Source organism: Pseudomonas sp. GW822-FHT05A08, assembly GCF_058800485.1.
This window is the reverse complement of sequence record NZ_CM179511.1, coordinates 1346824-1372946: the sequence shown is the minus strand read 5'-3', so window position 1 is coordinate 1372946 and position 26123 is coordinate 1346824. Positions and strand designations below refer to the sequence as shown.

Annotated in this window: 24 protein-coding genes and 1 pseudogene; 11 read left to right on the top strand and 14 right to left on the bottom strand. The window is 64.3% G+C overall.

Annotated features, from left to right (window positions below):
- Positions 1 to 71 precede the first annotated feature (71 nt).
- The 4 genes from dacB to AC3RCP_RS06135 form a co-directional block, all read right to left on the bottom strand.
- On the bottom strand, positions 72 to 1520 hold the full coding sequence (dacB, locus tag AC3RCP_RS06150; RefSeq protein ID WP_492569298.1) for a D-alanyl-D-alanine carboxypeptidase/D-alanyl-D-alanine endopeptidase: 1449 nt from the start codon (positions 1518 to 1520) through the stop codon (positions 72 to 74).
- A gap of 140 nt (positions 1521 to 1660) precedes the next feature.
- A complete protein-coding gene (locus tag AC3RCP_RS06145) occupies positions 1661 to 1984 on the bottom strand; it encodes a DUF3325 domain-containing protein (RefSeq protein WP_007929380.1) in 324 nt (107 codons plus the stop codon).
- Positions 1985 to 3559, bottom strand: coding sequence for a PepSY-associated TM helix domain-containing protein (locus AC3RCP_RS06140; RefSeq protein ID WP_123573640.1), 1575 nt, complete (start codon positions 3557 to 3559; stop codon positions 1985 to 1987).
- Positions 3556 to 3861 (bottom strand): DUF3649 domain-containing protein, encoded by a 306-nt coding sequence (locus AC3RCP_RS06135; protein WP_492569296.1) that lies wholly within the window; start codon positions 3859 to 3861, stop codon positions 3556 to 3558. Before AC3RCP_RS06135 ends, AC3RCP_RS06140 begins: the two co-directional genes overlap by 4 nt.
- Before the next feature lie 220 nt (positions 3862 to 4081).
- Here AC3RCP_RS06135 and AC3RCP_RS06130 point away from each other — a divergent pair, with 220 nt between their 5' ends.
- The 3 genes from AC3RCP_RS06130 to fecA all read left to right on the top strand — a co-directional run bounded on the left by AC3RCP_RS06130 (position 4082) and on the right by fecA (position 8125).
- Positions 4082 to 4570 carry a sigma-70 family RNA polymerase sigma factor gene (locus AC3RCP_RS06130; RefSeq protein ID WP_101336879.1) on the top strand — a complete coding sequence of 163 codons (489 nt, stop codon included), beginning with the start codon at positions 4082 to 4084 and terminating at the stop codon, positions 4568 to 4570.
- Complete coding sequence (locus AC3RCP_RS06125; protein WP_101336878.1) at positions 4567 to 5532, top strand: FecR domain-containing protein; 966 nt, start codon at positions 4567 to 4569, stop codon at positions 5530 to 5532. Before AC3RCP_RS06130 ends, AC3RCP_RS06125 begins: the two co-directional genes overlap by 4 nt.
- A gap of 232 nt (positions 5533 to 5764) precedes the next feature.
- Positions 5765 to 8125: a TonB-dependent Fe(3+) dicitrate receptor FecA gene (gene fecA, locus AC3RCP_RS06120; RefSeq protein ID WP_492569294.1), complete on the top strand. Its 2361-nt coding sequence runs from the start codon at positions 5765 to 5767 to the stop codon at positions 8123 to 8125.
- A 175-nt stretch (positions 8126 to 8300) separates the two neighbouring features.
- On the opposite strand, the gene AC3RCP_RS06115 is transcribed toward fecA, so the two are convergent.
- Positions 8301 to 8708 (bottom strand): HPF/RaiA family ribosome-associated protein, encoded by a 408-nt coding sequence (locus AC3RCP_RS06115; RefSeq protein WP_492569291.1) that lies wholly within the window; start codon positions 8706 to 8708, stop codon positions 8301 to 8303.
- Positions 8709 to 8920: 212 nt separating this feature from the next.
- Positions 8921 to 9868: a LysR substrate-binding domain-containing protein gene (locus AC3RCP_RS06110; protein WP_492569289.1), complete on the bottom strand. Its 948-nt coding sequence runs from the start codon at positions 9866 to 9868 to the stop codon at positions 8921 to 8923.
- A gap of 135 nt (positions 9869 to 10003) precedes the next feature.
- On the opposite strand from AC3RCP_RS06110, the gene AC3RCP_RS06105 reads away from it, so the two are divergent.
- The 3 genes from AC3RCP_RS06105 (at position 10004) to AC3RCP_RS06095 (ending at position 13419) form a co-directional block, all read left to right on the top strand.
- Entirely contained in the window at positions 10004 to 11380 is a 1377-nt protein-coding gene (locus AC3RCP_RS06105) for an L-serine ammonia-lyase (RefSeq protein WP_087091289.1), read from the top strand.
- A gap of 201 nt (positions 11381 to 11581) precedes the next feature.
- Positions 11582 to 12883, top strand: a complete 1302-nt coding sequence (locus tag AC3RCP_RS06100) for a serine/threonine transporter (protein WP_492569287.1) — start codon at positions 11582 to 11584, stop codon at positions 12881 to 12883.
- Between the two features lie 218 nt (positions 12884 to 13101).
- Positions 13102 to 13419 carry a DUF3509 domain-containing protein gene (locus AC3RCP_RS06095; protein ID WP_007932393.1) on the top strand — a complete coding sequence of 106 codons (318 nt, stop codon included), beginning with the start codon at positions 13102 to 13104 and terminating at the stop codon, positions 13417 to 13419.
- Here AC3RCP_RS06095 and AC3RCP_RS06090 read toward each other — a convergent pair.
- Positions 13416 to 13916 carry a phosphate-starvation-inducible protein PsiE gene (locus AC3RCP_RS06090; protein WP_009042237.1) on the bottom strand — a complete coding sequence of 167 codons (501 nt, stop codon included), beginning with the start codon at positions 13914 to 13916 and terminating at the stop codon, positions 13416 to 13418. The two genes, AC3RCP_RS06095 and AC3RCP_RS06090, sit on opposite strands and share 4 nt — an antisense overlap.
- Before the next feature lie 340 nt (positions 13917 to 14256).
- Here AC3RCP_RS06090 and AC3RCP_RS06085 point away from each other — a divergent pair.
- Together AC3RCP_RS06085 and makC are read left to right on the top strand one after the other, a co-directional pair.
- Positions 14257 to 14514, top strand: a pseudogene (locus AC3RCP_RS06085) (YebG family protein); the annotation flags it as partial.
- A 611-nt stretch (positions 14515 to 15125) separates the two neighbouring features.
- A complete protein-coding gene (makC, locus tag AC3RCP_RS06080; RefSeq protein ID WP_101336872.1) occupies positions 15126 to 15530 on the top strand; it encodes an alpha-pore-forming tripartite toxin MakABE regulator in 405 nt (134 codons plus the stop codon).
- Positions 15531 to 15847: 317 nt separating this feature from the next.
- On the opposite strand, the gene AC3RCP_RS06075 is transcribed toward makC, so the two are convergent.
- The 4 genes from AC3RCP_RS06075 to AC3RCP_RS06060 all read right to left on the bottom strand — a co-directional run bounded on the left by AC3RCP_RS06075 (position 15848) and on the right by AC3RCP_RS06060 (position 20159).
- Entirely contained in the window at positions 15848 to 16957 is a 1110-nt protein-coding gene (locus AC3RCP_RS06075) for a dihydrolipoamide acetyltransferase family protein (RefSeq protein ID WP_492569285.1), read from the bottom strand.
- A gap of 10 nt (positions 16958 to 16967) precedes the next feature.
- Entirely contained in the window at positions 16968 to 17954 is a 987-nt protein-coding gene (locus tag AC3RCP_RS06070) for an alpha-ketoacid dehydrogenase subunit beta (protein WP_492569283.1), read from the bottom strand.
- A complete protein-coding gene (pdhA, locus tag AC3RCP_RS06065; protein WP_492569281.1) occupies positions 17947 to 19041 on the bottom strand; it encodes a pyruvate dehydrogenase (acetyl-transferring) E1 component subunit alpha in 1095 nt (364 codons plus the stop codon). Before pdhA ends, AC3RCP_RS06070 begins: the two co-directional genes overlap by 8 nt.
- Before the next feature lie 98 nt (positions 19042 to 19139).
- Positions 19140 to 20159, bottom strand: coding sequence for a Leu/Phe/Val dehydrogenase (locus AC3RCP_RS06060; protein ID WP_007932382.1), 1020 nt, complete (start codon positions 20157 to 20159; stop codon positions 19140 to 19142).
- A 183-nt stretch (positions 20160 to 20342) separates the two neighbouring features.
- Here AC3RCP_RS06060 and AC3RCP_RS06055 point away from each other — a divergent pair, with 183 nt between their 5' ends.
- From AC3RCP_RS06055 to AC3RCP_RS06045, 3 genes are all read left to right on the top strand, one after another.
- The gene (locus AC3RCP_RS06055; RefSeq protein ID WP_007932379.1) at positions 20343 to 21146 is read left to right on the top strand and encodes a SirB1 family protein; all 804 of its coding nucleotides are present in this window, start codon (positions 20343 to 20345) and stop codon (positions 21144 to 21146) included.
- A gap of 68 nt (positions 21147 to 21214) precedes the next feature.
- Positions 21215 to 22027, top strand: a complete 813-nt coding sequence (locus AC3RCP_RS06050) for a class I SAM-dependent methyltransferase (protein WP_007932377.1) — start codon at positions 21215 to 21217, stop codon at positions 22025 to 22027.
- Between the two features lie 56 nt (positions 22028 to 22083).
- The gene (locus tag AC3RCP_RS06045) at positions 22084 to 22551 is read left to right on the top strand and encodes a GNAT family N-acetyltransferase (RefSeq protein WP_492569279.1); all 468 of its coding nucleotides are present in this window, start codon (positions 22084 to 22086) and stop codon (positions 22549 to 22551) included.
- Positions 22552 to 22563: 12 nt separating this feature from the next.
- Here AC3RCP_RS06045 and AC3RCP_RS06040 read toward each other — a convergent pair whose 3' ends face one another.
- The 3 genes from AC3RCP_RS06040 to fahA form a co-directional block, all read right to left on the bottom strand.
- A complete protein-coding gene (locus AC3RCP_RS06040) occupies positions 22564 to 23934 on the bottom strand; it encodes an MFS transporter (protein WP_101336868.1) in 1371 nt (456 codons plus the stop codon).
- A 228-nt stretch (positions 23935 to 24162) separates the two neighbouring features.
- A complete protein-coding gene (gene maiA / locus AC3RCP_RS06035) occupies positions 24163 to 24801 on the bottom strand; it encodes a maleylacetoacetate isomerase (RefSeq protein WP_092417965.1) in 639 nt (212 codons plus the stop codon).
- Between the two features lie 15 nt (positions 24802 to 24816).
- Positions 24817 to 26121 carry a fumarylacetoacetase gene (fahA, locus tag AC3RCP_RS06030; RefSeq protein WP_492569277.1) on the bottom strand — a complete coding sequence of 435 codons (1305 nt, stop codon included), beginning with the start codon at positions 26119 to 26121 and terminating at the stop codon, positions 24817 to 24819.
- Positions 26122 to 26123 lie beyond the last annotated feature (2 nt).

Genomic DNA, 26123 nt, shown 5'->3' with positions numbered 1-26123 from the left:
ACGCGGCGCCTGTAGGAGCGAGGCTTGCCCGCGAAGACGGTGTATCGGTTACCCTCCGTCGTTCCAGGCTTTTACTGCAACAGCACCCGCGTCACCCGGTCTTCCAGGGCCTTGATCTGCGCGCCATCGGCACGGTAGTTGTTCGACAGCATCACCAGCACCAACCGGCGACCATCGGCCGCGCGCAGATACCCGGACAGCGACGACACGCCCTGCATCGAGCCGGTCTTGGCGTGCAGGTTATCCACAGCCTCGGTGCCTTGCAGGCGATAACGCAGGGTGCCGCCGGTCATGCGCTGGGCATCGCCGGCCACCGGCAGCGCCGCGTACCAGGTGGCGAACCAGGGCTGCTTGCGCGCCACCAGCAGCAGGTCGCTGAGGCTCTGGCTGGAAATCTGGTTGCGCCGCGACAGCCCGGAACCGTCCACCTGCACCAACCCTTGCGGGCTCAGGCCCTGGCGCCGCAGGAAGCCCTCGATGGCCGCCACCCCGGCAGCGGCGGTGCCGGCATTGGCGGTCTTGCGGCCCATGGCCTTGAGCAGCACTTCGGACATGTTGTTGTTCGACAGCTTGAGCAAGGGTGTGATCAGGCCCGCCAGCGGCATCGACGAGTGGCTGGCCAACACCCGGGCGGCGGGCGCCGTGGGCTGGCCGAGACGCACCTGGCCCTGCACCGTCACGCCCTGCTCGGCCAGCGCTTGTTGGAACACGTCCGCCACCAGGCGGGTCGGCTCCCACACGCTGACCCAGTTGCGCCGCGACTGCCCCGGCGGCAAGGCGCCGCTGACCAGCAGCAGATTGCTGCCATGCTCACGGCCGACCTGCAGGCTGTCCGCCGTCCCGACCCGGCCCTGATTGCGCAAGCTCATCAGCCGGTTTTCCGGGCTGACGCGCACCGCCAGCGGCGCTCCCGGCACCGTCGGTGCGGTTACCGCAACCAGTACGCTGCCGGCGTCGAAGTCGTCGTTGGGGGAGATATTGAGCGCGGAAATCTGCGCCGCGTAATACAGGCTTTCATCGTCGCTGGCCCAGTCGATGCCGAGTCGTTGATCGTCGAAAGCGGTGTCGTCGAGCACCAGGTCACCCGCGACCTGACGAATGCCGGTACGCGCCACCGCCGCCGCCAGCGCCTGATAATCCTTGGCCTGCATGCTCGGGTCGCCGGAGCCGCGCAGGTAGAGATTGCCGTGCAGCCGCTCGCCCTGTTGCGCACCGTCGCCCAGCACCTCGGTGGCGAAACGGTAGTCGGGGCCGAGGACGTCCAGCGCGGCGGCGGTGGTCAGCAGCTTGAGGCTCGAAGCCGGGATCAGGCGGCTGTCGGGGTTGTGCTGATACAAGGCCGCACCGCTCTCGGCATCGCGCACCGTCAGCGATACCGTGGCGCCCTGGAGCGCCGGGTCGGCCAGGACCTGATCCAGGTTGGCGGCGTACCGGGCGCCGGGATGGCTGGCGCAAGCCGCCAGCGACAAGGCCAGGAACAACCCCAGCCCGCGAGTGTAAAAACGATGTACTGAACCCATGAGAAAGGTATTTCCTTGATGACCTCGAACCCACCGCCGACAGCCTTGCGGCTGTGGCGGGCGCCCAGATAACGATTGGCGAGGGGCGCGTGTCAACGAACAATCGCAGCCGGCGCCTCAGGTCGGGCGTTGCGCAGCGCTCATTGCGCCAACGCGGCCAGCGGACTGACCAGCAACCCCAGCCCGGCCGCCAGCAGCGCCAGGCGTGGTTGATACGGCAACAACAGCACCAGCGACAAGGCGCTGAGCATCAGGGCCGCGCACCACTGCACCAGGCCGAAAGCCCAACCGGCCGCCGCGATCGCCGCCCACAGCGAACCCGCCAGCAGCAACCAGCCGCCGAGGCGCAGGCCACTGCGGCGCCGGGCCGTGGGTTTGTAGCCCAGGAGTTCGGCGTGGTGACGGTCCATCGACAGGCACAACCCGGCAAAACCGGGGTAACACAGCAGCAGCGCCAGGAGCATTCAGTTCACCTCGGTTTCAAGGGCGGCCCGTCGCGAGCGGGCGGCAGCGGAGGGATAGACGGCAGGACGCGACATCTTCCAGGCCGCCCAGGCCAGGAACAGCCCCGCCGCCAGGCAGGTCAGGTCGAACCCGGCCCGGACCCAGTCGCCGTGCACCAGGAAACCATCCAGCACATCGGGCACCGTCAGCGCGTCCAGCAGCGGCACACTGGCCAGCAGCAACGCCGCCGTGCCCAACTGCTCGACCCAGGCCTTGCGCCCGCGACGCAGCGCGGCGTGCAGCAGGCTCAGGCCCCAGACGATAAAGAAGCTGTTCACTTCCCAGTCCGCCCGCCCGGCGAGGCTCACCGGCAATAGGCGGTTGGCCCAGAAGAAGGTGGCGACAGCCAGCACCAGGCCGGACATGCTGGCGATGTTCAGCACTTCCACCAGCCGCAACTCGAAGGGCGTCACGCCGCTCTTGGCATGCTTGAGCTGGCGCTTGCCGAGCCAGATCACCAGCCCGGTGCCGATCATCGCGGTGGCGGCCAGGCCGCAGATAAAGTACAGCCAGCGCAGCAGCGGCCCGGCGAAGAGGCCCATGTGCAGCCCGTAGAAACCGCCTCGGATAGCAACGATCGGCGACTGCGGCGGGGCAACCTGCAGCAGCTTGCCACTGACGCCGTCGAACGAAACCGCACTGCCAAAATCGCGAACCACCTGGTCGCCACCGTGGCGCATGACATTCACCGAGGCATGGGCATCCCCGGGATTGTTCACCGTGATACGCCCCACGCGGCCGCCCGGCCACTGCTCGCGGGCCTGCTGCAACAGCGGTTCGAGCTGTACCAGCGGCGCCGGCCGGCCCGCGGCCGGTGCGTTGCTGGTGGCGGGAAACGCCTCATTGAACAGTGCCCGGCTGTCTTCGCCGTAGGTGGCGAGGATGCTCGCCGGCATGACCATCGACATGAAGATCACCAGGCTGCTGTAGGTGATCATCAGGTGGAACGGCAGCACCAGCACACCCACCGCGTTGTGCCCGTCGAGCCAGGAGCGCTGGCCCTTGCGAGGACGGAAGGTGAAGAAGTCCTTGAAGATTTTCTTGTGGATGATGATGCCGCTGATCAAGGCGACGAACATCAGCATGGCCGCCGCGGTGGATAGCCAGCGGCCCCAGGGATAGGGCATCTGCAACTGGAAATGGAAGCGGTAGAAGAATTCGCCGCCGCGGGTATCGCGGGCCTGCAGCTCGGCGCCGGTGGCCGGGTCCAGCAGTTTCTGGGTGAAGGCGCCGCGCTCGCCGGGCTTGCCCGGAAATTGCCACATCACCGACAACACCGGCTCGCGGGCATCGGGCAAGTTGATGAACCAGCGCGAGGCGCCTTGGGCGTGCTGCTGCAAGTAGCTCTGGGCGAGGATCACGCTGGTTTCGTTGCTGACCGAGCGCGACGGCACTTCGGGCTGCATCCAATGGCTGATTTCATCCTTGAAATAGGCCAGGGTGCCGGTCAGGAAAATCGCCAGCAGCAGCCAGCCGAATACCAGTCCGACCCAAGTGTGCAACCAGGCCATGGACTGGCGAAATCCCTCCTTCATGAGAGATTCATCCAATACGCCAACGCAGAAATCGCCGCCAACACCAGCGCCGCCAGCAGCAACCCGAACCAGGCCTGCCAGGCCGTGCGGCAGGCGAAGCACCAGAGCACCGCCACCAGGTAGAACAGGAAGGACGCCATCATGCCGCCGAATACCGCATCGGCGCGGGACACAGGGAGCAGCAGGGTCATGCAAAGGCTGGACAACGCCGCTAGCAGGTAACCGCCAAACACCGCGGCCAGCACCCGCGAAGTCACGGCCAGACGATAGGAAAAAGGGATCGCAGCAACTTTGCTTTTCATGTTTCGACCTTGAAACCAGGACAGCCCGGCATTGGCAAATACCTCACGCGGGCTCAAGTCGGCGCAATATTAATGATAAATATTCTCATGTGCAAAAAATCCCCAACCCACCGAGGGCTCTTCCGCCGGTCCGGGTTGATTGCCCAATGCCATGTCAGGCCACTACAATGCGAACAATTCTTGTTCTCTTAAGCATTTTCATGCTGCCGGAGCGTTCGGCTTGGCTCACTCCTCTACCGTCGAAGTCCTCTATCACGCCCATCACAGCTGGCTGAACGGCTGGTTGCGGCGTCGGCTCGGCTGCCCCGACAGCGCCGCCGACCTGGCCCAGGACACCTTCATACGGGTGCTCAGCGCCCGAGAAACGCCGTCGATCGTCGAGCCGCGGGCGTTCCTCACCACCATCGCCAAACGGGTGCTGTGCAACCACTACCGGCGCCAGGACCTGGAACGGGCCTACCTCGACACGCTGGCGCAGATGCCGGAACTGCTGGCGCCGTCCGAGGAGGACAAGGCGATCATCCTGCAGACCCTGATGGAGCTGGACCAGTTGCTCGACGGTTTGCCGCGCCTGGTGAAACGCGCGTTCCTGCTGGCCCAGGTCGATGGCCTGAAACACAGCGAGATCGCCCGCGAACTGGGGATTTCCATCGCCACGGTCAAGCGCCACCTGCACAAGGCAGCCCTGCGCTGCTACTTCGCCCTATGAACGCTGCACTCCCCCGCCCGCCGGACATCGGCGCCCAGGTCGCCGACCAGGCCGTGCACTGGCTGCTCGAAATGCAGGCGGGGCCGCTCAGCCCGCGCCAACAACTGGCCTGGCAGCAGTGGCACGACGCCCACAGCGAACATCAACGGGCCTGGGAACATATCCAGCGGGTCAACCAGCGGCTGCGCGGCCTGTCTTCGCCCCTGGCCCATGCCGCGCTCAACGTGCCGAAATCCTCCAGCCGGCGCCAGGCGCTGAAACTGCTGCTGATCCTCGGCGCCGGTTCCGCCGCGGCCTGGGGCTTGCGCGAACACAATCCGCTGACCCCGCTGATGGCCGACTACCGCAGCCCGGTGGGCCAGCGGCGCACGCTGCAACTGAGCGATGGCAGCCAGCTGCAGCTCAATACCGACAGCGCGGTGGACGTGAGTTTCGATGGCCAGCAACGGCTGATCCGGCTGTTGGCCGGGGAGATCCTGCTGACCGCCGCGGCCGACCGCCGGCCGCTGCTGATCCAGAGCGCCCAGGGCCTGCTGCGCCCGCAAGGTGCACGCTTGAACCTGCGCCAGTTCAGCCAGCGCACCCAGCTGGCGGTGTTCGAGGGCAACGTCAGCCTCAGCCCGTCGGATTATTCGGCAGCGCCATTGCAGGTAAGCAAGGGGCAACAATTGAGCTTCACCCGCAGCGCCTGGGACAACCCGCGGCCGCTGGACGCCGGCAGCGGCGCCTGGAGCGAGGGCATGCTGGTGGCTGCCCATATGCGCCTGGCGGACTTCCTCGACGAGTTGGGCCGCTACCGTCGCGGCCAGCTCAACTGCGATCCACGGGTCGCCGACCTGCTGATCTCCGGCAGTTACCCACTGGACGACAGCGAACGGATCCTCGACCTGCTGGAAATCAGCCTGCCGGTGAAGGTCCGGCGCTTCACCCGTTATTGGGTCACGGTCGAGGCCCGTGCCTGAACCTGTAGCCGCTGCCGCAGGCTGCGATAAGGTCCGAAGGACCTTCGAGGGCCTCAAGAGCACGTCCCCTTCGGGGTCGATCGCAGCCTGCGGCAGCGGCTACCAATCGGCACCGATTCAATGTTTTTTCCGACGTGCGAATTATTTTCATTTTGTGTGAGCCGTTTTCCAGCACTCGCGTGACAGAGAAGGAAAGCCCCCCTTGACTGCAACCTTCTCAGGATCGATGTCCATGCCCCAGCACCCCACTCGCCTTACGCCCCTTGCCCGTACCCTGCGCCAGTTGCTGCTGGGCGCCAGCCTGAGCTTTTCCGCCCTGCCGCTGGCCATGGCCGCCGACGGCCCGACGCGCGATTACCACATCGCGGCGGCGTCGCTGGAAAACGCCCTGAACCAGTTCGGCCGTGAGGCCGGGGTGCTGATTTCCTTCGGCTCCCAGGTCACCAGCGGCGTGCAGAGCCAGGGCCTGGAAGGCAGCTACACCACCGAAGAAGGTCTGAATGCCCTGCTCAAGGGCACCGGCCTGCAAGCCCGCGCCGAAGGCGGCAATGCCTTCAGCCTGCAACCGGTGAGCACCGAAGGCGCACCGGCGGCCCTGGAGCTGGGCGCCTCCAGCGTGGTCGGCGACTGGCTGGGCGACGCGGCGCAGACCAACGTCTTCGAGCATCCAGGTGCGCGGGATGTGATCCGCCGCGAAGAATTCGAACGCCAGGGCGCGACCCAGGCCCGCGACGTGCTCAACCGCATCCCCGGGGTCAACGCCCCGGAAAACAACGGCACCGGCAGCCACGACATGGCGCTGAACTTCGGCATTCGCGGGCTCAATCCGCGCCTGGCCTCGCGCTCCACGGTACTGATGGACGGCATTCCGGTGCCCTTCGCGCCCTATGGCCAGCCGCAGCTGTCCTTCGCCCCGGTCAGCATGGGCAACATGGACGCGGTGGATGTGGTGCGTGGCGGTGGCGCGGTGCGTTACGGGCCGCAGAACGTCGGCGGCATCGTCAACTTCGTGACCCGTTCCATCCCCGATGCACCCACGGTCAAGGGCGGCTTCCAGACCGAGACCAGCCCGTCCTCCAGCCACGACGGCTTCAAGACCACCGGCAACCTGCTGGCCGGCGGCACCGCCGACAACGGCCTGGGCGGCGCCCTGCTGTACTCCGGCACCCGTGGCGGCGACTGGCGCGAACACAGCGACACGCAAATCGACGACCTGATCCTCAAGGGCCATTACCAGCTCGACGACGCCAACAGCTTCAACGCCATGGCCCAGTACTACGAGGGCGAGGCCGACATGCCCGGCGGCCTCAACGTCGCCGACTACAAGGCCGACCCGTATCAGTCGACCCGTCCGTACGACAAGTTCTGGGGCCGTCGCACGCTGATCAACTTCGGTTATCGCTACCAGGAAGATCGTCGCGAATTCACCGTCAACAGTTTCTTCACCAAGACCCTGCGCAGCGGCTACCTGGACCAGGGCAGCTTCCTCTCGCTGTCGCCGCGCGAATACTGGGTGCGCGGCATCGAAACCCGCTTCGCCCAGGGCTTCGACCTGGGGCCGACCAGCCACGAGCTGGGCATCGGCTACCGCTACGTCAACGAGGCCGGCCACGAGTTGCGCTACCGCACGCCGATCAGCGCCAACCAGCAACTGCCGAGCACCAGCAGCCGCAACGACCGCGATACCCGCGGCGGCACCGAGGCCAATGCGTTCTTCGTCGACGACCGCATCGACATCGGCAAGTGGACCCTCACCCCGGGCATCCGCTACGAGATGATCGAGTCCCAGCAGACCAACAACCTGACCAACGTCAAATACAAGGGCGACTACAACACCGCGCTGCCGGCGCTGAATGTGATGTACCACCTGACCGACAGCTGGAACCTCTACGCCAACACCGAGGGTTCGTTCGGCAGCGTGCAGTACAGCCAGATGCCCAACCGTGTGAGCAGCGGCGAAGTGAAACCGGAGAAGGCCCGCACCTGGGAACTGGGCACCCGCTATGACGACGGCGCCCTGCGGGCGGAGATCGGCGCGTTCCTGATCAACTTCGACAACCAGTACGACAGCAACCAGACCAACGACTCGGTGATCGCCCGTGGCGAAACCCGTCACCAGGGCATCGAGACCAGCGTCAATTACGCGCTGGACGGCCTGAGCCCGGCACTGGCCGGTTTCGATCTGTACGCCACCTACGCCTACGTCGACGCCACCATCCGTGAGGACGGGCCGAACAAGGGCAACCGCGTGCCGTTCTCGTCCAAGCACAAGGGCACCCTCGGCATCGGCTACACCGAAGGCCCGTGGAAGCTGAACTTCGACAGCAGCTACCAGAGCAGCCAGTTCGCCGACAATGCCAACACCTCCGCCGAAAGCGCCGACGGCAGCACCGGGCGGATTCCCGGCTACATGCTCTTCAGCAGCCGCGCCGCCTACGACTTCGGCCCGCAACTGTCGGACCTGAGCGTGGCGGTCGGGATGAAGAACATCTTCAACCACCAGTACTTCACCCGCTCGTTCGACGACAACAACAAAGGCAAATACGTGGGCGAACCGCGGACCCTGTACGTACAGACCTCCGTGGCGTTCTGATCCACGGCCACCGCCTGGCAGTAGGAGCGAAGCTTGCTCGCGATAGCATCCGGCCTGACACACCGCACCGCCTTCATCGCCGGCAAGCCTGATCGCCGCCCGCTCGCTCCTACAGAAACGTGGCGCACAAAAAAGGGCCTGCAATTGCAGGCCCTGTCTGTGGAGAAATCAGCCGTCAGCTATTGAGCGCGGCCTGTTCGTTTTCCAGGAATTCCTCTTCAAGCAAGGCGTCGGCCTGGCCTTCGCGGGCGCTTGGCGCTACCGCGGCGCGCTTGTTGCGCAACCGGCCGAACAGGTGTTCCAGGGAATTCTCCAGCTTGGTGGCCGCTCCTTCGATGGCCAGTTCCAGGGATTCGGCTTTGTGGGTCACGGAAATCGGTTGATGGCCTTTTGGCCGCGCCTCCAGTTGGCAGCGCAAATCGTGGGGACCGGGCTTTTCGCCGTTCTCGTCCCGCAGGTGAACCTCGACTCGGGTCAGGTCCTCCTCGTAGCGTTCGAGCGTGCTCTCAATGGTAGTACGTACCCACTCCTCCAGTCGGATGCTGCTTTGAATATGGTTATCGCTATTGACCTGGATTTGCATAGTTCTTCCCTTATTTCAGCTAGCTCGCGAGAGGAACCGCGTGCCCCTGAGGGCGTACTTTTTGCGGCCTCTTGGTTACAGAGTTGGGCAGAGCGCGGAACAATTCAACCCCTAAAAAAAGATAAATATCTATTCGCAAATAAAGCCGGACAAGGAGCAAAAGCGCTGTTAATGTCGGGAGTTGGGTCGCCTCTGTCCCTGGCCTTTTTCACTCACAACTGCCCCTCTCCCAGAGGGTGCTGGCTGCGAAAAATCCCCGCCTCCTCCACCAGCCAGTCGTGCACCGCGCACACGCCCGGATGGCTCAGCGCACCCGGCGCATACAGCAGCACATAACGTTTGTGATTGGGCACCGCGAGGCCGAACGGCACGATCAGGGTGCCGCGCTCCAGCTCATCGTTGAGCAGGGTACGCCGGGCAATCGCCACCCCCATCCCGGCGATCGCCGCCTCGATGGTCAGGTGATTGCGATTGAAGGTGTGCCCACGCCGCACATCCGCGCCCTCGCAGCCGATGGCATTGAGATAGAACTCCCACTCCGCGTACTCATAGCTGCCGCGCCAGGCGGTGATGTCGTGCAGCAACGGGAAATGCACCAGGTCCGCCGGGCCGTGCAACGGCGGCCGCCCGCGCAACAGGCCCGGGGCACAGACCGGAAAGATCTGTTCATCCAGCAGGGCTGTGGATAACAGCCCCGGATAGCTTCCGTCGTTGAGGTCGATGGCCAGGTCGAAATCGCCTTCGTGCAAGGCCACGCTGCTGTCCTCGGCCACCAGCCGCAGCTGAATGTCCGGAAAACGCTGCTGTAGCCGGGGCAAACGCGGAGTCAGCCATTTGCCGAGAAACGACGGGATCGAGCGCAGGCGCAAGGTGCCGCTGATCATCCCGGCATCCAGCCGGCGCAATTCGGCGTCGATGCTGCCATAGGCCTCGTTCACCGTGATCGCCAGCCGCTGCCCCTCGGCGCTCAGTTCCACCCCACGGGCGCGCCGGTGAAACAGGCGAAAGCCGAGCCGCTCTTCCAGCAGGCGGATCTGCTGGCTGACCGCCCCCGGGGTGATGTGCAGTTCTTCCGCGCAACGGGTGAACGACAAGTGCCGCGCGGCACAGGAAAACACATGCAGCCAGACGTAGGTCTGGGCATGAAACTGACGACTCATCGTTTAGTCCTGCTAAAGGCTGTCTTAGGAAAATTCGTTGGTCAGTCTTGACCGAGCTAGGCAGTATCGCCGACCTGACGCTCGGCCTACAAAAAATGGCAGCGATTTCTCTTCCATTGCTTGTAAGGCTTTAGCATGGCTATCAGTGTTTTCGATCTCTTCAAAGTCGGTATCGGCCCATCCAGCTCCCACACCGTCGGCCCGATGCGCGCCGCCGCGACCTTCGCCCAGGGGCTGTTCGAGCAAGGGTTGCAGGAGCAGGTGCAGCGGGTGGAAATCCGCCTGTACGGCTCCTTGTCCGCCACCGGCGTCGGCCATGCCACCGACCGTGCCTGCGTCATGGGCCTGATGGGCGAATGGCCCGACAGCATCGACCCGAGCAGCATCGGCCCGCGCATCCAGCAACTGCGCGAAAGCGGCGAGCTGAGCCTCGGCGGCCGCTCGCGCATCGCCTTCGACTGGCACCGCGACCTGCTGCTGCTCGACGAGAGCCTGCCCTACCACCCCAATGCCATGTCGCTGTCAGCCTTCGCTGCGGACGGCCTGCTGTGGCGGCAGACCTACTACTCCGTGGGCGGCGGTTTTATCGTCGAGGAAGCCGAAGTGGCCGAAGGCGCCCCGGCGGCCAACGGCGTCGAACTGCCCTACGACTTCAACAGCGCGGTGGAACTCCTGGCCCTGTGCCAACGGCACCAGTTGCGAGTCTCGGAACTGATGATGGCCAACGAACGGGCCTGGCGCAGCGACGCCGAAATCCGCAGCGGCCTGCTGCACATCTGGGCGGTGATGCGCGAATGCGTCGAGCAGGGCCTGCGCCACGAAGGCACCCTGCCCGGCGGCCTGGATGTGCCGCGCCGCGCGGCCAAGCTGCATCGCAACCTGCTGGAAATCGGCAAGCCCAACGTCATCAGCTCGACCCTGTCGGCCATGGAGTGGGTCAACCTGTTCGCCCTGGCGGTGAACGAGGAAAACGCCGCCGGCGGGCGCATGGTCACCGCACCGACCAACGGCGCGGCGGGGATCATCCCGGCGGTGCTGCATTACTACATGAAATTCAACCCCGAAGCGTCGGACGACGACGTGGTCGACTTCTTCCTCGGCGCCGCCGCGGTGGGCATCCTCTGCAAGAAAAACGCCTCGATCTCCGGCGCCGAAGTCGGCTGCCAGGGCGAGGTGGGTTCCGCCTGCGCCATGGCCGCCGCCGGCCTGGCCGAGGTGCTTGGGGCCACCCCGGAGCAACTGGAAAACGCCGCCGAAATCGGCCTGGAACATAACCTCGGCCTGACCTGCGATCCGGTCGGCGGCCTGGTGCAGGTGCCGTGCATCGAGCGCAACGCGATCGCCGCGGTGAAGGCAATCAACGCCACCCAGATGGCCCTGCGCGGCGACGGCAAACACTTCATTTCCCTGGACCGGGTGATCCGCACCATGCGCGATACCGGCGCCGACATGCACGACAAATACAAAGAAACTTCACGGGGCGGCCTGGCCGTGAGTTGGGTGGAGTGCTGAGGAGCATTCCCCCAGGCCGTATGAAAACTACTGCGCTCGGCAATACTGCGTTAAAAACAGGCTCGGAATGCTCATGTAGGTCCCTACACTCCGCTTCCTCGCCTGTTTTTGCCTTGTCTTGCCTTCGCTCGCTACGTTTTCAAACGGCCTGACCGTCCGCCCCACGTGAGCCCGAGCAAAAATAATAACGAGGCAATACCGATGACCGATGTACGAACACCCGCTGCCGAAAACCCTGCCGTAGAGACCGCCCGCGACACCACGACCGCCAGCCAGGGCTGGAGCAAACACGACACCACCTGGATGCTCGGCCTGTACGGCACCGCCATCGGCGCCGGTACCCTGTTCCTGCCGATCAACGCCGGGGTCGGTGGCTTCTGGCCGCTGATCGTGCTGGCGCTGCTGGCCTTCCCGATGACCTTCTTCGCCCACCGCGGGCTGACCCGCTTCGTGCTGTCCGGGCGTTCCGGCGACATCACCGAGGTGGTGGAAGAGCACTTCGGCATCGGCGCCGGCAAGTTGATCACCCTGCTCTACTTCTTCGCCATCTTCCCGATCCTGCTGGTGTACAGCGTGGCGCTGACCAACACCCTGGGCAGCTTCATGGAGCACCAGCTGCACATGACGCCGCCGCCACGGGCGATCCTGTCGCTGGTGCTGATCCTCGGCCTGATGGCCATCGTGCGCTGCGGCCAGGGCGTGATCGTGCGGGCCATGAGCGTGCTGGTCTATCCCTTTGTCGCCGCGCTGTTGCTGCTGGCCCTCAGCCTGATCCCGAACTGGAACGGCGCCTTCTTCGCCTCGGCCAATGACGGCATGTCCACGCCGCTGTTCCTCAAGACCCTGTGGCTGGCGATCCCGGTGATGGTGTTCTCGTTCAACCATTCGCCGATCATCTCCGCCTTCGCCGTCGACCAGAAGCGCCACTACGGCGCCCAGGCCGAAGGCAAGAGCAGCGGCATCCTCGCCGTGGCCCACGGCATGATGGTGCTGACGGTGATGTTCTTCTGCTTCAGCTGCGTGCTGGCCCTGTCGCCGGCCGACCTGGCCGCGGCCAAGGCGCAGAACATCTCGATCCTGTCGTACCTGGCCAACCACTTCCAGACGCCGGTGATCGCCTATGCGGCGCCGCTGATCGCGCTGGTGGCCATCACCAAATCCTTCCTCGGCCACTACATCGGCGCCAGCGAAGGTTTCCAGGGGTTGATCGTGAAAAGCCTGCGCAGCCGCGGCCAGACCCTGTCGTCGCGCTGGCTGGAGCGTTGCACCGCGCTGTTCATGGTCCTCACCTGCTGGGCCGTGGCCACCTTCAACCCGAGCATCCTCGGCATGATCGAAACCCTGGGCGGGCCGGTGATCGCCTGCCTGCTGTTCCTGATGCCGATGTACGCGATCCGGCGCGTGCCATCGCTGCGCCAGTATTCGGGCCAGCTGTCGAATCTGTTCGTGGTGCTGATCGGCCTGATCGCACTGTCAGCGATCATTTATTCGTTCATGCCCTGAAACGGGTAGCCAAAGAAAAACGGACCTATTGGTCCGTTTTTTTTCGCCCCCGGGTTTATTGGGCGGCGCTTTTCCCGGCATGCCCTTTGCTTTGCAAGACCCGAGGAATACGGACGTTATCAAACCTCGGCGAACGGCCTGCCAGTGGTCTGGAAATGCGAACTAATCCCGATCCCGGCCGGTCAATGACTGCACGATACAATCAGGCGGTGACGCACATGGACAACCCCTTTCAGCTGATTACCGATGCCTTCGCCCCGGAATACCGGGTCAACCTGAGCATCCAGGGCCTGGACGGCAGCATCATGCTGACCCTCTCCAAGGCCGGCCGGGTCGTGGCCAAACGCATGATCAGCGCCGAGCAGCGCAACGATCCACAGCGACTCAAGCGCCTGGTGCAAAGCATTCAGTTCGGCATCGCCATCGAGCAGGGCCACAGCGCCGTGGCCATCCTCGAAGCCATGACCAACAGCGACAGCTTCAAGCTGCCGCTGCCGGCCGCCAAGGGCCGGCCGCCCCTGAGCGTGGCGATTTAAAGCTCGCCCTTCTCCACTTCCGGGTGCTCGCTGGAACCCGCACCGACTTTGCGTTGCGGGTGTTCGATCTTCACCGACGGGAACTGCGACGAGGCATAGCGCACCACCAGGATCGAGAACGCCAGCAGCAGGATGCCGCCACACAGGTAGATGATCCCCAGGTCCGGCGGGTTGTGGTGCGACACGTTGGAGATCAGCAGGCGGGTCAGCGCAGTGATCGCCACGTAGATCAGGAAGCGCACCGGCATGTGGTTGGTCTTGAAGTAGATGCCGACCATGGCGCCCAGTTCGAGGTAGATGAACAGCAGGAGAATGTCATCGATCTTGATATGACCTTCTTCGAGCATCCCGAGAAACTCCATCACCGCCGCCCAGGCCGTCACCGCGCCGATGGCGAACAGCGCCAGGTAGTGAAAGGTCTCGACGAACAGGTTGCCCAGGGACTCGGCCAACTGATGGACGTTCTGCCGCAGTTTCTCGGCCCAATTGATTTTCACGATGGTTTTTCCTTAGGTCGACTCGACCGGATGATGCGGGTTGGACGTGACGGTTGTTCTGCATGCAGAAAAAAGGCCAGCGTCTGGGGAATGAGATGGCGGCCGGGGTCGGCTGGACACTTCTGTGGGGCTTTCAAGGGCGTCTTCGCTGTAGGAGCGAGCGGGCGGCGATCCGACTTGCCCGCGATGGGGATCGACGCGTAATCACCTGACAAACCCTGAAACCCGTCTAGATTAAAAAGCCACTATTCAAAGCATAAGGATTCGCTTATTCTTCTCGCCTGTATATAAATACAGTGGTAGCAAATACCCATTATCGTGAAGGCATGTGAGGTGGTGAATGGCCGTCGAAGTGGTATACCGCAGCAGCCGAGATCTGGAGCGCTTGTTCATGGATAAAGCCGAAGCTGACCGTCATGACAAAATGCTCGAACTGGCTGAATTGCTGGCGCAAGTGTTGCAAAAAGCGGTGCCGTCCCTGAGCGAGCAACAGGTGGAAGAAGCCGGGATCTACATGGCAAAGAACCGCGATGTGTTCGCCAAGGCCTTCAAGAGCCAGCCGGACGCCCTGTCCGAACTGCTCAGCGCGCCGGTTGCGGCAGCCGAGCCAGAGGCTCCGCTGGCAGCGCCGGAAGCCGCGGAACCCGCAGCACTGACCAAGCCCGCCAAGGCGAGCAAAGCCGCCAAGTAAGCCGGTTGCGAATCGAGAAGGCCCTGGGTATCCCGCCCAGGGCCTTTTTTATGCCTGTGGAAATCAGGCCTGACCGCTTTTGATCAATCTCCACACTCAAAATCGACGGTACTGAAGTCGGCCAGAAATACATGACGACTTAAGACCATCCTTAGTCTTCAGTTAGTGTCTGATCTGGTTTTAATACAGAACCATATAGAATATTACGCAATCAATGCAGCCATTTGTACTAATAAACGGCTTCATGTACCGCAACGAAAAGAAGTTATTCTTCAAAACATCCAAAGCCCCACCATAAAGCAGAAACACCACGCTCATTCAATATCAATAGCTTAACATCCCATTACAGGGCCATATCAGCAAAAACAAAGAACTGCCAAAAGCATGACGCGACCAGAACCCCATTAAACTTTCAACCATCATGACTTCACATTAAAAAGCTCAGTGCTACTCTCAGCGTTCCGTCTGAGCCATCAAACTTAAAGTTGACGGAAAACTTACACAAAAGGAATATTGTGATGAAGCAAATTGATGTTCTGATAGTGGTCGATGTTGAAGGTGCTCTGTCAAGCGGTGATCTATCAAATAATGTGTATATGATAGATACCAACAAATATGTTGGATCGAGTACCGGGGAGGGGACGAACGGACTCCACACGGCGTGTAAGGATGGACAGTTAATCAACTGGGGCGTTACAGGTGTCTCACCTTCAAGTGATGTACAGATCAGTCGCTTCGTCGGTCAGATGGTGAGTGACGGCACTTGCAATCCTAAGCCGTTCAACACCCCTGAGGGTGAGAGTGAGTTCTGGCAAGGCCGGGTCGAGGCGCGCGGTTTCAAAGGACGCAAGCAGTACTCGGTGGACCTTAAGTTGAATGGAAAAACATTAACCTTTGATCCGTATCTGGAGATCAAGCAATAGCTGTAAGCGTTGTGTTTCGATACCGACGAGGCTTACTGTACAAACAAATAATTTCGTGCACTTAGCCCCTGCTTTTTTTATAACGTCGGCTTTATTTATCTGAGTGCAACACTAGAAAAGCCCGCCCATTGCGTCGGGCTTTTCTACCCCCCTATAAACACTTACTTTTACTGATGAAACATACCAATCCCACCGCCCAGATTTTCCGATGAAATAAACGACCTTCGCCAACACCGAATACATCAGCCAGTTTGGCTACAGTGATCTGCAAGACCGAGAAAGCCAAGACTCCAGTATGAGCTAAAGTTGCCCCCTTCCTAGGCTTCAGGTTGCTCCAGCGCTTCGACCAACGCCTTGAAAAACCGCGCCGCCTCGCCACCGGTGACCACCCGATGATCGAAGGTCAGGGACAGCGGCAACAGCGGATGCACCGCCACCGCGCCGTTCACGGCCACCGGCTCGTCGCGGATCACCCCGGCGGCGAGGATCGCCACTTGCGGCGGCACCACCACCGGGTTGGCATAACGGCCGAACAGGGTGCCGAAGTTGGACAGGGTCAGGGTCGCGCCCATCATCTCCTTGGGCGGAATCGAGCGTGCCTGCACATCGGCGCGCAAGCGCGTCACCCCCGCCTTGAGGTCCACCGCGTCGCGCTGGCCGACATTGCGCAGCACAGGCACGAACAAGCCATCGGGGGTGTCCACGGCGATGCCCAGGTCGAGGTGCTGGTGCTGCTTGATCGACAGGGTCTTGCCGTCGAACGCGCTGTTGAGCACCGGTTCCACCGCACAGGCCGCCGCCAGCGCCTTGGCCAGGCGGATCAACGGGTCGCGGGCCTGGCCCCAGCGGTGCAGGTCGGCATCGCCGTAAATCGTCACCGGCACCACCTCGGCGTGGGAGCGGGCCATGTTCAGCGCCATGCTCCGACGTACCCCGCGCAGCCGGTCGCCGCCGAACCGCTCGCGTTCCTGCTGCGCGGCGTTTTCCACATCGCTGCGGCTGATCAGCCCATCCTTGGCCGAACCGCTCAAGGCATTCACGTCCACGCCCAGTTGCCGGGCCAGTTGGCGCACCGCCGGCGTGGCGCGGACTGCCATATGCTCGCGGGTCGAGGGCGCGGCGCCGACAAAAAACCGGTCTTCCTGACTGGCCCCGCCACCTTCGAGGCGCCCGACCACGGTGCCGGCATCCGCCTCGCCTTCGTAGCCGAGCAAGGGTTCGCCGACATGCAGGATGTCGCCCGGCGCGCCGTAGGTTTTCGCCACCACCCCGTCATAGGGCGCGGGAATGTCCACCAGGGCCTTGGCGGTTTCCACCGACACCAGCAACTGATCGGTCTTGACCGTATCGCCGGCCCTGACGTGCCATTCGACGATCTCCGCTTCCTGCAGGCCTTCGCCCAGATCGGGCAGTTTGAAATATTTCATCGCAGCCTCCTCAGGCAAAGTTCAGGGTGCTGTCGCAGGCGTGAAGAATGTCTTCGACGCCGGGGATGTACAGCGACTCCAGGCGATACAGCGGCGGTGGAATGTCCGGCGCGGTGACCCGCAGGATCGGCGCCTGCAATTCCAGCAATACCCGCTCGTAGAGGCTGGCGGCAATTTCCGCGCCGACGCCGCAGGTGCGCGGCGCCTCGTGCACGATCACGCAGCGCCCGGTCTTGCGCACCGAGGCTTCCAGGGTGTCGAGGTCCAGCGGCTTGATGCTGGCGACGTCGATCACCTCCGCCGACACGCCCTGCTCGGCCAGCGCGTTGGCGGCCTGCAAGGTCTCGACGATGCTCGCGCCCCAGCTGACCAGGGTGATGTCGCTGCCTTCGCGCAGGGTGAAGCAACTGTCCAGCGGCAGGCGCTTGCCGTCGTCCACCAGCGGTTGCGGGTTCATGCGGTAGAGCCGGGTCGGCTCGAGGAACAGCACCGGGTCGGGATCGTCGATGGCTGCCAGCAGCAGGCCGTAGGCCCGCGCCGGCGAGGACGGCACCAGCACCCGCAGCCCCGGGATATGGGCGAACAGCGCCTCGGTGCTTTCGCTGTGGTGCTCCGGCGCGCGAATGCCCGCGCCCATGGGCGTGCGCAGCACCATCGGGCAGGTGATGCGCCCGCGGGTGCGGTTGCGCATGCGGCTGGCATGGGACACCAGGTGCTCCATGGTCGCGTAGATAAAGCCCATGAACTGGATTTCCACCACCGGCTTCAGGCCTTGGGCGGCCATGCCGATCACCAGACCGCCGAGCATGGTTTCCGCCAGTGGCGAATCGATCACCCGCTTGAAGCCGAAACTGTCGCGCAGCCCCAGGGTGGCGCGGAACACCCCGCCGTTCACCCCCACGTCCTCACCCAGGACAATCACGTTCTCGTCCTCGGCCATGGCCCGGTGCAGCGCCAGGTTCACCGCTTCCAGCAGGCTGAATGTGCCGTTACTCATGGTCCGTACCTCCCGCACGCCGCGCCAGCCGTTCGAGGAACATCTCGCGCTGTTCGGCCAGGGCCGCCGGCCACTGTGCGTAGACATGGTCCAGTATCGACTCGGGGGCCTGGGTGCCCGCCGCCTCGAAGTTATCCACAGCACGCTGCACCAATGCCTGGCATTCCACCATCAGCGCCTGCTCGCGGTTTCCCTCCCAGACACCCTGCCCGACCATGAAGCGTTGCAGGCGTTTGATCGGCTCTTCCAGCCAGGCCTGCTTGACCTCATCCGCGGCCCGATAGCGCGTGGCATCGTCGGCGGTGGTGTGGTCGCCCAGGCGATAGCTCAGGCATTCCAGCAGCACCGGTCCCTTGCCATGCCGGGCACGCTCCAGGGCCACCTGCACCCGGTCGTACACCGCGAGCATGTCGTTGCCATCGACCTGCTCGCCGTGGAAGCCGGCGCCGATGGCCTTCTGTGCCAGGGTTGGCGCGCCGCACTGGATGCGCCGTGGCACCGAGATCGCCCACTGGTTGTTGTTGACCACGAACACCACCGGCAACTGCCAGGTGCCCGCCACGTTGAGGGCCTCGAGGAAGTCGCCCTTGCTGGTGGCGCCATCGCCACAGGTGGTCACCACCACCCGGTGCTCGCCACGGATCTTGAATGCGCTGGCCACGCCGCAGGCATGCAGGGCCTGGGTGGCGATCGGCACACAGATGGGGAAGTCCTCGGCCACCGCCGGGTCGGCGAAATCGCTGCCGCGCTCGTCGCCGCCCCAGTACAGCAGGATCTCCTCCATGCGCACCCCGCGCATCAGTTGCACGGCGGTGTCGCGGTAATAGGGCACCAGCACGTCTTCGGGCCGCATCAGGCTGCCGATGGCCACGCCAATGGCTTCCTGGCCGAGGGTCGGCGCGTAGGTGCCGATGCGTCCGGTGCGTTGCAGGGCCACGGCCTTCTGGTCGAACAGGCGGGTCAGGACCATCTGCCGGTAGAGCCGGGTCAGCAGATTGAAGTCGTCGGCCCAGGCCGGCAGGTCGCCGAGCAACTGGCCGTCCGGGGACAAATAGCGGGTATAGGGAAGTGCAACCTTGTGAGGCATCACATGGCTCCTGGCACGCCGGGTCAGCGTGCAGTTGTTGCGCCTCGCGCTTGTGGCGCGGGGCTTACAGGGCGAAAGGCCGGGTAAGGCCCTCGCGCCTAGCGGTACAGCACGCGCTCCGCCAAGTCGTCGGCCACCCGCGCCGGGGAGCGCTTTTCAGCCTGGGCATGAGCGAAGACCTCGGTGAGCCGCTGGCTGATCTTCGACAGGTGGGCGGTGATGGTCGCCAGGTCTTCACCGCGGTGCTTGAGCGAAACGTAGATCAGCCCGCCGGCGTTGATCACGTAATCCGGCGCGTAGAGGATGCCGCGGTTTTCCAGCTGGTCGGCGACCTGCAGGTTGGTCAGCTGGTTGTTGGCCGAGCCGGCGACCGCCGAGCAGCGCAGTTGCGCCACGCTGTGGCTGTTGAGCACGCCACCCAGCCCGCAGGGCGCGAGGATGTCGCACGGGGTGCTGAGCAAGGCTTCGTTGGCGATGGGATGGGCGCCCAGTTGCTCCATGGCCAGTTGCACCTTGCCGGAATCGATATCGCTGACCAGCAGTTCGGCGCCCGCGGCATGCAACTGCTCGGCGAGGGCAAAGCCGACATTGCCCAGGCCCTGGATCGCCACCCGCAAGCCTTCGAGGTTGTCGCTGCCCAGGCGCGCCATGGCGGTGGCGCGGATGCCGGCGAACACCCCCATGGCGGCATGCGGTGCCGGATCGCCGGAGGCGGTGGTGCTGGTGACGTGCTGGGTGGTTTGGGCGATGCAGTCCATGTCGGCGACCGAGGTGCCGCTGTCGATGGCGGTGATGTAGCGGCCATCGAGTTGTTCGACGCAGCGACCGAAGGCTTCGAACAGCGCGGCACGGCTTTCGACGTGTGGCGGACGGATGATGACCGCCTTGCCGCCGCCGTGAGGCAAGCCGGCCAGGGCGGCCTTGTAGCTCATGCCCTGGGCCAGGCGCACGGCATCGACCACGGCACTTTCGTCGTCGGGGTAGGCAAGGTAACGACAGCCTCCCAAGGCAGGCCCCAGGCGGCTGCTATGAATGGCAATCACCGCCTTCAACCCGGTGGCCGGGTCAACGCTCAGGTGCAGCGATTCAAGGCGAGTGCTTTGCATGAGAGCGAACATCGTCGGGCTCCCGAATCACTTCTTGTAGTCGCCAGTATAGGCTTGTGCATGAAAATTGCTGGAGCGCGCGGGAATAAGCCCGGTGCCTTACCGGGCTTTAGGAAATAACCTGCTACGGCATGTGTGCGGCACTGGACGAACGCCCGCGACGGGGCTAAAACGAGGCATTCGCTGGAGATTTCGATGAACCCGCGTCAAGCTTTTTTCGCCTGCCTGCAACAGTCCCCGCCCGCCCTTTTCGAGGCGGCGCTGTGGATCGCCGCCGAGCACGACAAAGAGGTGTCGCCCGAGCAGTTGCTGCAAGACTTCAAGGAACTGCAACAGCGGGTCAGCGCAGGCTTGCCGCTGCTGCCGGTCAGCGAACTGGGCCAGCCGCTGCTGCGGCGCATGAACGACCTGGGGTTCCAGCAGGACGAGTTCTTGCCGCTGCGCCCGCAGGCGGCGCTGCTGGACAAGGTGCTGCACACCCGGCGCGGGCAACCGCTGGCGCTGGGGCTGATCGCCCTGGAGCTGGCGCGGCGCCTGGAAATCCCCATGGTCGGGGTCAACTTCCCCGGGCACTTTCTATTGCGCGTGCCCGGTGCCGATCACCTGCTCGACCCTTGCGGCGGGCGCCGCCTGTACCCCAACGACTGCCGTGAGCTGCTGGAGCGCCAGTACGGGCCGAACATCAAGCTGGCCGCCGAGCACCTTGCCACGGCCAGCCCGCAGCAGATGCTCCAGCGTCTGTCGCGCAACCTGCGCCAGTTGCACCTGAGCCACGACGACCACCTCAATGCGCTGATCGATGCCGAGCGGGTCCTGGAACTGGGCAATGGCAGCGCCTCCGACTACCTGGCCCGCGCCAGCCTCTACCAGCACCTGGACTGCCCCAACGCCGAACGCTTCGACCTGGAGCACGCCCTGCTGCTCAGCGAAGACCCGATCCAGCGCCTGCGCCTGACCGAACGCCTGGGGCACCTGCCACCCAATACCATCGTGCACTGATGGGGCGCTCTGCCTCCCATGCCACAATGCCCGGCGACAACTCTCCGTTTGCTTCAAGGATGAACAGCATGAACAGCGCCGAACGCTTTCTTCAGGACTTTCACCAACGTCGCCCCGGCACCACGCCGCCGGCTTTTTCCGGGCTTAGCCTGCCGGGGCGCGGTTCATCCTACGAGATGCTGGCAGCCACGCTCGCCACCACTCAGCCTCGCGCACGGGTGCTGGACCTGGGCTGCGGCGACGGTTTCCTGCTGGATCTGCTGGCCAGGAAGTATCCCGATGCCCGGTTGACCGGCGTGGACATGAGCGCAACCGAACTGCAGGCGGCCCGCACCCGCCTCGCGAACCGCAGCGTGCTGCTCAATGAGCGGGCCCAGTGCCTGTCGATTGCCACCGGCAGCATCGATGCCGTGGTCTCGCACCTGGCCCTGATGCTAATGAGCGATATCGAACAGGTGCTGGGGGAAATCCATCGGGTTCTGGCCAAGGGCGGGCAACTCTCGGCCATCGTCGGCCGGGCCTTTCTGTTGGGCGAGCCGGGCCAGCACTACTTGCAGGCCTTTCGCACCGCCGCCCGACGCGACCAGCTCCGTCCCTTGCCCCTGGTGGATCCCCGTACTCAGTCACAGCGTGGATGGCGGGAGCTGTTGGGCCACAGCTTCACCTCGCTGCACTTCGAGGAACTGGACCTTGAGTGGACGCCCACCTTCGAGGAGCTCTGGGATTCGTTGGCAGAAACCTACGACCTGGATCGCCTGACACCCGCCAATCGCGCATTGATGAAGAGCGAACTGCGCACGGCCACACAACCCTTGCTCCGAGCGGACGGCACGCTGCTGACCGGCTGGGGGCTGCTGCTGATCCAGGCCAGGGCGGCATGACAGCCCCGCCCGGGCTCTGGCAGGATGCTCGGCTCACACCAAGGAATGGGCACAGCATGCTGATCAGAAAAGCTCATGGCGACGACGCGCAACGCGTCTTCGTCATTCGCAACCAAGCCATCAACCACCAGTGCAGCGGCCATTACCCCGCCGCCGACCTGCAGGTCTGGACCGCCGGCAGCCTGGGGGACTACTTCGTCGAAGTCCTGAAGAAGACCGGGCACGTAGCCGTCATCGACGACCAGATCGCCGCCAGCGGCATGCTCGATCCGGAGTCGGGGCAGGTCGATGCGGTGTTTGTCGATCCGGCGTACATGGGCCGCGGGATCGGCCGGCAGATGATGGACTACCTCGAACAGCTGGCACTGCAGGCCGGCCTACCGCACCTGATCCTGGACTCGACCCTGAACGCCGCAGACTTCTATCGCCACTGCGGCTTCGTCGGCGAGCAGGTTACCCAGTACCATTCGCCCCGGGGCCTGACCCTGGCCTGCGTGCCGATGATCAAGCATCTGGCACGCTGAGCCCGCGCGCCTTCAGGGTTTGAGCGGCGCCTGCAGTTCTGGTGCAGGCCCCGCGCCTGCCGAAGGCGCCTCGGACGGCGAGCGCACCTGGATGATCAGCAGCGCCGCAATCACCGCTGGAATCGCGCAGAAGAAAAAGATCTGCTGCACCGGGATGTGCATCGCCAGCAGCAGGCTGCCGAACAGCGGGCCGAGGATCGAGCCGAAGCGGCCGACGCCCAGGGCCCAGCCGGTGCCGGTGGCGCGGACATGGGCCGGGTAGAAGTTGCTGGCGAAGGCGTTGAGGGTCAGTTGGCCGCCGATGATGCAGAAGCCGGCGGCGAAGACGAAGGCCACCAGGTAACGCGGATTATCGTGGTTCAGGCCCAACAGCAGGGTGCACAGCGCCGCCCCGGCCAGCACCGCCGAGAGCAGCCGTACCTTGCGTTGCAGGCGGTCGGCGAACCAGGCCATGCAGATCGCCCCCAGGGTGCCGGCGAACAGGAACATCGAGGTCACCAGGTTCGCTTCGTTCAGGCCAAGGCCACTTTCCAGCAGCAGCGACGGCAACCAGCTGATCATGAAATACAGCAGGATCAGGCTGACGAAAAAGGTCGACCAGATCAGCAGCGTCGGGCGCGCATAACCGTGGCGGAACAGCTCGATCACCGTGAGCTTGCTGCCCTGCTCGGCTTGGTTCTGCGCGGCCGAGGCGGCCGGTGGTTGCCAGTCCGGCAGCATGCGCGCGGTGACCTTGCGCAGGCGGGCATAAGGCGGCTGATCGCGCAGCAGGCGCGGCAACGACTCGGGGAGGAACCAGGCCAGGAAGGGAAACAGCAGCAACGGCGTGACGCCGCCGGCGAGGAACACCGCCTGCCAGCCGAAGCGGTCGATGAAACCCGCGGCGACAAAACCGCCGGCCGCGCCGCCGAAAGAGAAACCGCAGGCGGCCAGGGTCACCATCAGGGTGCGCAGGCGCGGCGGCGAATATTCCGACATCAGCGCCATGGCGCTGGGCATCGCCCCGCCCATGCCGATGCCGCAGATAAAGCGCGCGACCATCAGGCTGTTCAGCGAATCGGCGAACACCATCATCACCGTGAGGCTGGCGTAGACCAGCACGCAGGCCAGCAGAATCCGCCGCACGCCAAACCGGTCCGCCAGCGGCGTCACCGCCAGCGAGCCCAGGGTCAGGCCCAGCAGGTTGGCACTGAACACCGGACCGAACGCGGCCTTTTCCAGGCCCCAATCCTGGGCCAGGGCCGGCACCACATAACCCAGCACCTGGGCGTCGTAGCCGTCGGTGACCAGCAACAGGGCCAGGAGCAGAAGAAGCAACCACTGATAACGCGACACCGGACGGGCGTCGAGGGCCGCCCGGAAGCTGGCAATCTGATTGTGCATCGCAAGGTACCTGCTGTTTTTTATGGTTATGGAAGCCGGCAGACCGTCATTGCTCTTGGGCGACAAGGATCGGTCTTGTGTACATCTTCAGGCGCGGGAACACGCTGCTGCCGCAGGCCTGTCTCCTGTAGCCGCTGCCGCAGGCTGCGATAAGGCCGAAGGCCTAGCGATCCTGAGATCTTCGCGACCGCTCCGGTCGATCGCAGCCTGCGGCAGCGGCTACACAGGTCAGGCGGGCGTATCGGGCTGGTTGGCCGGGTGGGCCTTCTGGAACGCCGGATGTTCGGCGGCCAGGGCGGCGACCCGGCGAATCCGCGGGTAGGCGTCCAATGGCACCTTGAAGCGCTCGGCCGCGTACAGCTGGGGAATCAGGAAGGTGTCGGCCAGCCCCGGCTGCTCGCCGAAGCAATAACCCTGCTCGCCGATCAACTGCTCGACCGCCGCCAGGCCATTGCTGATCCAGTGACCGATCCACTCCAGCACCCGGGCCTCGTCGTAGCCCCACTGGCGCAGCAGGTTCTGGGTGCTGGAGTTGTGCAGCGGATGGATATCGCAGCCGATCAGCAACGCCACCGCCCGCTCGTGGGCGCGGGCCGCCAGCTCCTGGGAGAGCAGCGGCACCTGTGGATAACGTTCTTCCAGGTATTCGACGATGGCCAGCGACTGGATCAGCAGCTCGCCGTCATCGGTGCGCAAGGCCGGCACGCGGCCTTGCGGGTTGATTTGCAGGTATTGCGGCTGGCGGTTCGCACCGCCGCCGGCCGCCAACAGGTTGACCGGCAGCGCCTGGTAGTCCAGGCCCTTGAGCGCCAGCGCGATGCGCACCCGGTAGGACGCGGTCGAACGGTAGTAGGTATAGAGCTCCATGACGCGCACCTCTTCTTAACGGGAAGGCAGGACTTTACCGCGGCATTCGCCGAAACCGATGGAGGCGAAACCCTCGCGGCGGCAGCGGCCGTGCAGGATGATTTCGTCGCCGTCCTCAAGAAATTTACGCACTTCGCCGGACGCCAGTTCGATCGGTTTCTTACCGCCTTCGGTGATTTCCAGCAGGCTGCCGAACTGGTTGCTTTGCGGGCCCGACAGGGTGCCCGAACCGAACAGGTCGCCGGCCTGCAACTGGCAGCCGTTGACGCTGTGGTGAGCGACCATCTGCGCCACGGTCCAGTACATGTACTGGGTGTTGCTCAGGGTCAGGCGGTGGGCCGGCAGGCCTTGCTCGCGCATCGCTTCGGTGAGCAACAGCACTTCCAGCTCGATATCGAAACCACCGGCGGCCTGGTCGCGCTTGTCCAGCAGGTACGGCAGCGGCTGCGGGTCGCCTTCGGGACGTGGCGTCTGGGCACGGCGGAACGGTTCCAGGGCTTCGGCCGTCACCACCCAGGGCGAGATGCTGGTGATGAAGCTTTTCGACAGGAACGGGCCCAGCGGCTGGTATTCCCAGGCCTGGATATCCCGCGCCGACCAGTCGTTGAGCAGGCAGAAGCCGGCGATGTGCTCGGCAGCGTCGCCAATGGCGATCGGCTCGCCCAGCTCATTGCCCTGGCCGATCCAGATGCCCAGCTCCAGTTCGTAGTCCAGCCGGGCGCATGGGCCGAAGGTCGGCTCGCTCTGGCCGGCGGGCAGGGTCTGGCCCTTGGGCCGGCGTACGTCGGCACCGGAAGTACGGATGGTGGAAGCGCGGCCGTGGTAACCGATCGGCACGTATTTGTAGTTCGGCAGCAACGGGTTGTCCGGGCGGAACAGCTTGCCGACGTTCTGCGCGTGCTCGATGCCGACATAGAAGTCGGTGTAGTCATTGATCCTTGCCGGCAAGTGCATCTGGCAATCGGCGGCCAGGGGCAGCAGTTTCGCGCCCTGGGCCTCGACCTTGCCGCGCAGGCTGCTGCCCTCGCCGAGCAATTCCAGCAGGCGCTCGCGCAGGGCCACGCGGGCCGGGCGGCCCAGTTCGAAAAAGGCATTCAACTGGCCGCCACGGGTGGCATCCACCGCGGCCTTGGCCGGGCCCTCGAACAGCCCGGCGTCGAGCGCCGCTTCCAGGTCGAAGATGTGCTCGCCGATGGCCACGCCGCTGCGCGGCGCCGAACCCTTGTGGCTGAACACCCCCAGCGGCAGGTTCTGCAGCGGGAAGTCGGCATGGTCGTTGGCGGAGGCAACCCAGCTGCGGGTGATGGTTGGCTGATTCATGG

Coding starts and splice junctions, on each gene's coding strand:
- AC3RCP_RS06060 (WP_007932382.1), bottom strand. CDS start 20,159: ATGTTCGCTCTCATGCAAAGCACTCGCCTTGAATCGCTGCACCTGAGC.
- AC3RCP_RS06140 (WP_123573640.1), bottom strand. CDS start 3,559: ATGAAGGAGGGATTTCGCCAGTCCATGGCCTGGTTGCACACTTGGGTC.
- AC3RCP_RS06110 (WP_492569289.1), bottom strand. CDS start 9,868: ATGAGTCGTCAGTTTCATGCCCAGACCTACGTCTGGCTGCATGTGTTT.
- AC3RCP_RS06095 (WP_007932393.1), top strand. CDS start 13,102: ATGGACAACCCCTTTCAGCTGATTACCGATGCCTTCGCCCCGGAATAC.
- maiA (WP_092417965.1), bottom strand. CDS start 24,801: ATGGAGCTCTATACCTACTACCGTTCGACCGCGTCCTACCGGGTGCGC.
- AC3RCP_RS06115 (WP_492569291.1), bottom strand. CDS start 8,708: ATGCAAATCCAGGTCAATAGCGATAACCATATTCAAAGCAGCATCCGA.
- AC3RCP_RS06050 (WP_007932377.1), top strand. CDS start 21,215: ATGAACAGCGCCGAACGCTTTCTTCAGGACTTTCACCAACGTCGCCCC.
- fecA (WP_492569294.1), top strand. CDS start 5,765: ATGCCCCAGCACCCCACTCGCCTTACGCCCCTTGCCCGTACCCTGCGC.
- AC3RCP_RS06075 (WP_492569285.1), bottom strand. CDS start 16,957: ATGAAATATTTCAAACTGCCCGATCTGGGCGAAGGCCTGCAGGAAGCG.
- AC3RCP_RS06135 (WP_492569296.1), bottom strand. CDS start 3,861: ATGAAAAGCAAAGTTGCTGCGATCCCTTTTTCCTATCGTCTGGCCGTG.
- AC3RCP_RS06100 (WP_492569287.1), top strand. CDS start 11,582: ATGACCGATGTACGAACACCCGCTGCCGAAAACCCTGCCGTAGAGACC.
- fahA (WP_492569277.1), bottom strand. CDS start 26,121: ATGAATCAGCCAACCATCACCCGCAGCTGGGTTGCCTCCGCCAACGAC.
- AC3RCP_RS06070 (WP_492569283.1), bottom strand. CDS start 17,954: ATGAGTAACGGCACATTCAGCCTGCTGGAAGCGGTGAACCTGGCGCTG.
- AC3RCP_RS06145 (WP_007929380.1), bottom strand. CDS start 1,984: ATGCTCCTGGCGCTGCTGCTGTGTTACCCCGGTTTTGCCGGGTTGTGC.
- AC3RCP_RS06055 (WP_007932379.1), top strand. CDS start 20,343: ATGAACCCGCGTCAAGCTTTTTTCGCCTGCCTGCAACAGTCCCCGCCC.
- makC (WP_101336872.1), top strand. CDS start 15,126: ATGAAGCAAATTGATGTTCTGATAGTGGTCGATGTTGAAGGTGCTCTG.
- AC3RCP_RS06105 (WP_087091289.1), top strand. CDS start 10,004: ATGGCTATCAGTGTTTTCGATCTCTTCAAAGTCGGTATCGGCCCATCC.
- AC3RCP_RS06040 (WP_101336868.1), bottom strand. CDS start 23,934: ATGCACAATCAGATTGCCAGCTTCCGGGCGGCCCTCGACGCCCGTCCG.
- AC3RCP_RS06045 (WP_492569279.1), top strand. CDS start 22,084: ATGCTGATCAGAAAAGCTCATGGCGACGACGCGCAACGCGTCTTCGTC.
- AC3RCP_RS06125 (WP_101336878.1), top strand. CDS start 4,567: ATGAACGCTGCACTCCCCCGCCCGCCGGACATCGGCGCCCAGGTCGCC.
- pdhA (WP_492569281.1), bottom strand. CDS start 19,041: ATGCCTCACAAGGTTGCACTTCCCTATACCCGCTATTTGTCCCCGGAC.
- dacB (WP_492569298.1), bottom strand. CDS start 1,520: ATGGGTTCAGTACATCGTTTTTACACTCGCGGGCTGGGGTTGTTCCTG.